General features: G+C 63.1%; 1 protein-coding gene and 1 pseudogene. Both read right to left on the bottom strand.

Features of this window, described 5'->3' with window-relative positions:
• Positions 1-2,886, bottom strand: a 2,886-nt coding sequence (gene rpoC, locus EN742_RS25550; RefSeq protein ID WP_128333419.1) for a DNA-directed RNA polymerase subunit beta', incomplete at its 3' end; no start/stop codon positions are given.
• A 129-nt stretch (positions 2,887-3,015) separates the two neighbouring features.
• Positions 3,016-4,497: pseudogene (locus EN742_RS25555) on the bottom strand (DNA-directed RNA polymerase subunit beta); the annotation flags it as partial.

A 4,497-nucleotide genomic window follows, 5' to 3' on the forward strand; every position in this document is an offset into this window, starting at 1 on the left:
GCGCACCACGTTGCGGTTGCGGATCTCGACCTTGCCTTCATAGGAGGCTTCGAGGAACGAAGAGTCCACCACCTGTGCCGTGCCGCCCATGTGGAAGGTACGCATGGTGAGCTGCGTGCCCGGCTCGCCGATCGACTGCGCCGCGATGACACCGACGGCCTCGCCCTGGTTGACAGGGGTGCCGCGGGCGAGGTCGCGTCCGTAGCAGACCGCGCAGACGCCGGTCCTGACCTCGCAGGTCAGCGCCGAGCGGATGCGCACCGACTGCACGCCGGCCTTCTCGATCTGCTCAACGTCGCGTTCGTCCATCAGCTTGCCGGCCTTGACCAGCACTTCGCCGGAGACCGGATGGTTGATGTCGTCGAGCGCCGTGCGGCCGAGCACGCGCTGGCCGATCGAAGCGACGATCTGGCCGGCATCGACGATCGGCTGCATGGTGAGGCCCTTGTCGGTGCCGCAGTCGAGCGAGTTGACGATGCAGTCCTGCGCCACGTCGACGAGACGACGGGTGAGGTAACCCGAGTTCGCCGTCTTCAGAGCGGTGTCGGCTAGACCCTTGCGGGCGCCGTGGGTCGAGTTGAAGTACTCGAGCACGGTGAGGCCTTCCTTGAAGTTCGAGATGATCGGCGTCTCGATGATTTCGCCCGACGGCTTTGCCATCAGGCCGCGCATGCCGGCGAGCTGGCGCATCTGGGTGGGCGAACCGCGCGCACCCGAATGCGACATCATGTAAATCGAGTTCATCGGCTTCTGACGGCCGTTGTCCTCGAACTCGACGGCCTTGATGCGGGCCATCATCTCGTCGGCGACCTTTTCCGAGCACTTGGCCCAGGCATCGACGACCTTGTTGTACTTCTCGCCCTGGGTGATCAGGCCGTCATTGTACTGCTGCTCGTATTCCTTGGCCAAAGCCTCGGTCTCGGACACCAGCTTGATCTTGGTGTCCGGGATCAGCATGTCGTCCTTGCCGAACGAGATGCCGGCGCGGCAGGCATGCGCGAAGCCGAGCGCCATGATGCGATCGCAGAAAATGACCGTCTCCTTCTGACCGCAATGGCGGTAGACGGTGTCGATCATCTTGGAGATGTTCTTCTTGGTCATCTCCTGGTTGGCGGTCTCGTAGGGCACGTTGACGTTCTTCGGCAGCAGCTCGCCGATGATCATGCGGCCGGGCGTGGTGTCATAGATCTTCGACACGACATTGCCTTCGGCATCGACCGAGCGGAAGCGGCCTTTGATCTTGGCGTGCAGCGTCACCGCCTTGGTCTCCAGCGCGTGCTGGAGCTCGCCCATGTCGGCGAACACCATGCCCTCGCCCGGCTCGTTCTGGTTGACGATCGAGAGATAGTAGAGACCGAGAACCATGTCCTGCGACGGCACGATGATCGGCGCGCCGGAAGCCGGGTGCAGGATGTTGTTGGTCGACATCATCAGCACGCGGGCTTCGAGCTGCGCTTCCAGCGACAGCGGAACGTGAACGGCCATCTGGTCGCCGTCGAAGTCGGCGTTGAAGGCCGTGCAGACCAGCGGATGCAGCTGGATCGCCTTGCCTTCGATCAGGGTCGGCTCGAACGCCTGGATGCCGAGGCGGTGCAGCGTCGGAGCGCGGTTCAACAGCACCGGATGCTCGCGGATGACCTCGTCCAGGATATCCCAGACTTCCGGACGCTCCTTCTCCACCAGCTTCTTGGCCTGCTTGACGGTCGAGGAGAAACCCTTGGCGTCGAGGCGGGCGTAGATGAAGGGCTTGAACAGTTCGAGCGCCATCTTCTTCGGCAGGCCGCACTGATGCAGCTTGAGCTCCGGGCCGGTCACGATGACCGAGCGGCCGGAATAGTCGACGCGCTTGCCGAGCAGGTTCTGGCGGAACCGGCCCTGCTTGCCCTTCAGCATGTCGGACAGCGACTTCAGCGGACGCTTGTTGGCGCCGGTGATGACGCGGCCGCGGCGGCCGTTGTCGAACAGGGCATCGACCGCTTCCTGCAGCATGCGCTTTTCATTGCGCACGATGATGCCGGGCGCACGCAGCTCGATCAGCCGCTTGAGGCGGTTGTTGCGGTTGATGACGCGGCGATAGAGATCGTTGAGGTCGGACGTCGCGAAACGGCCGCCGTCCAGCGGGACGAGCGGGCGCAGGTCCGGCGGGATCACCGGAACCACTTTCATGATCATCCATTCCGGACGGTTGCCCGACTCCATGAAGTTCTCGACGACCTTGAGCCGCTTCAGGAACTTCTTCTGCTTGAGTTCGGAGGTGGTCGAAGCTAGTTCCGAACGCAGGTCGCCGGCGATCTTCTCCAGATCCATGCCTGCCAGCAGGTCGTGAATGGCCTCTGCGCCGATCATGGCGGTGAACGAATCCTCGCCATATTCGTCGACGGCGATCATGTACTCTTCCTCGCTGAGCAGCTGGTGCTCCTTCAGCGCGGTCAGGCCAGGCTCGGTGACGATGTAGTTCTCGAAGTAGAGGACGCGCTCGATGTCCTTCAGCGTCATGTCGAGCAGCGTGCCAATGCGCGAGGGCAGCGACTTCAGGAACCAGATATGGGCGACGGGCGCGGCGAGCTCGATATGGCCCATGCGCTCGCGGCGCACGCGCGACAGCGTGACTTCGACGCCGCACTTCTCGCAGATGACGCCCTTGTACTTCATGCGCTTGTACTTGCCGCACAGGCATTCATAGTCCTTGATCGGACCGAAAATGCGCGCGCAGAACAGGCCGTCACGCTCCGGCTTGAAGGTGCGGTAGTTGATGGTCTCCGGCTTCTTGATCTCGCCGAACGACCAGGACAGAATCTTCTCAGGGCTGGCGAGCGATATCCGGATGGAATCGAACACCTGCGCCGGCGCCTGGGGGTTGAAGAGATTCATGACCTCTTGGTTCATGCCGTTCTCCTTTTCGGGGTCCTCGAAAACCCCTTGCATCTAACGCGGGCCGAATGCCCGCAGACTGGTCGGCCCACCGGCCGAGGAATTTGATCGGCGCGCCGCGACCTTGCGCGGCGCGCCATAGCCTTACTCGGCAGCGTCGGGCAGCTGCACCGGCGCGTCGTCGAACTTGGTGTTCTCCAGTTCGACATTGAGGCCGAGCGACCGCATCTCCTTGACGAGAACGTTGAAGCTCTCGGGGATACCGGCCTCGAACGTGTCGTCGCCTCTGACGATCGCTTCATAGACCTTGGTGCGTCCGGCGACGTCGTCCGACTTCACCGTCAGCATCTCTTGCAGCGTGTAGGCGGCGCCATAGGCTTCCAGCGCCCAGACCTCCATTTCGCCGAAGCGCTGGCCGCCGAACTGCGCCTTGCCGCCCAGCGGCTGCTGGGTGACCAGCGAGTATGGACCGATCGAACGCGCGTGGATCTTGTCGTCCACCAGGTGGTGAAGCTTGAGCATGTAGATGTAGCCCATCGTCACCTTGCGATCGAACGGCTCGCCGGTGCGGCCGTCATAGAGCTGCGACTGACCGCTGGTGTGCAGGCCAGCCTGCTCCAGCATGGTGTTGATGTCGGCCTCATGCGCGCCGTCGAACACCGGGGTCGCGATGGAGACGCCACGGCGCATCTGCTCGCTCAGGCGAATGATGCTCTCGTCGTCATACTCGCGGATCGGCTCGTTGCGGTCGTTGGAAGGCATGAAGCTTTCCAGCGTCTTGCGCAGCGGCTTGATGTCGCCACCCGCCTTGTACGCGTCGATCAGCTCGCCGATCTTCCTGCCCATGCCGGCGCAAGCCCAGCCCAGATGCGTCTCCAGGATCTGGCCGACGTTCATGCGGCTGGGCACACCCAGCGGGTTGAGCACGATATCGGCATGCGTGCCGTCCTCGAGGAACGGCATGTCCTCGACCGGAACAATACGCGACACGACACCCTTGTTGCCGTGACGGCCGGCCATCTTGTCGCCCGGCTGCATCTTGCGCTTCACCGCCACGAAGACCTTGACCATCTTCATGACGCCCGGAGGCATCTCGTCGCCGCGCTGCACCTTCTCGACCTTGTCCATGAAGCGCTGCTCGAGCGCCTTCTTGGAGTCGTCGTACTGGCCGCGCAGGGCTTCCAGTTCGCTCTGGAGCTTTTCGTTCTCCACCGCGAACTGCCACCACTGCGAGCGCGGATACTCGTCAAGCGTGTCCTTCGACAGTTTCGAGCCCTTCTTGAAGCCCTTCGGCCCGGCGATCGCATCCTTGCCGACAAGCATGTCGGATAGGCGCGAATAGACGTTGCGATCGAGGATCGCCTGCTCGTCGTCGCGGTCCTTGGCCAGGCGCTCGATCTCCTCGCGCTCGATCGCCATGGCGCGCTCGTCCTTCTCCACGCCGTGGCGGTTGAAGACGCGCACTTCGACAACCGTGCCGAAGGTCCCCGGAGGCATGCGCATCGAAGTGTCGCGCACGTCGGAAGCCTTTTCACCGAAGATGGCGCGCAAGAGCTTCTCTTCCGGCGTCATCGGGCTTTCGCCCTTCGGCGTGATCTTGCCGACCAGGATGTCGCCCGGCTGCAC

The sequence above is a fragment of the Mesorhizobium sp. M4A.F.Ca.ET.020.02.1.1 genome (assembly GCF_004022645.1).
Classification (GTDB): domain Bacteria; phylum Pseudomonadota; class Alphaproteobacteria; order Rhizobiales; family Rhizobiaceae; genus Mesorhizobium.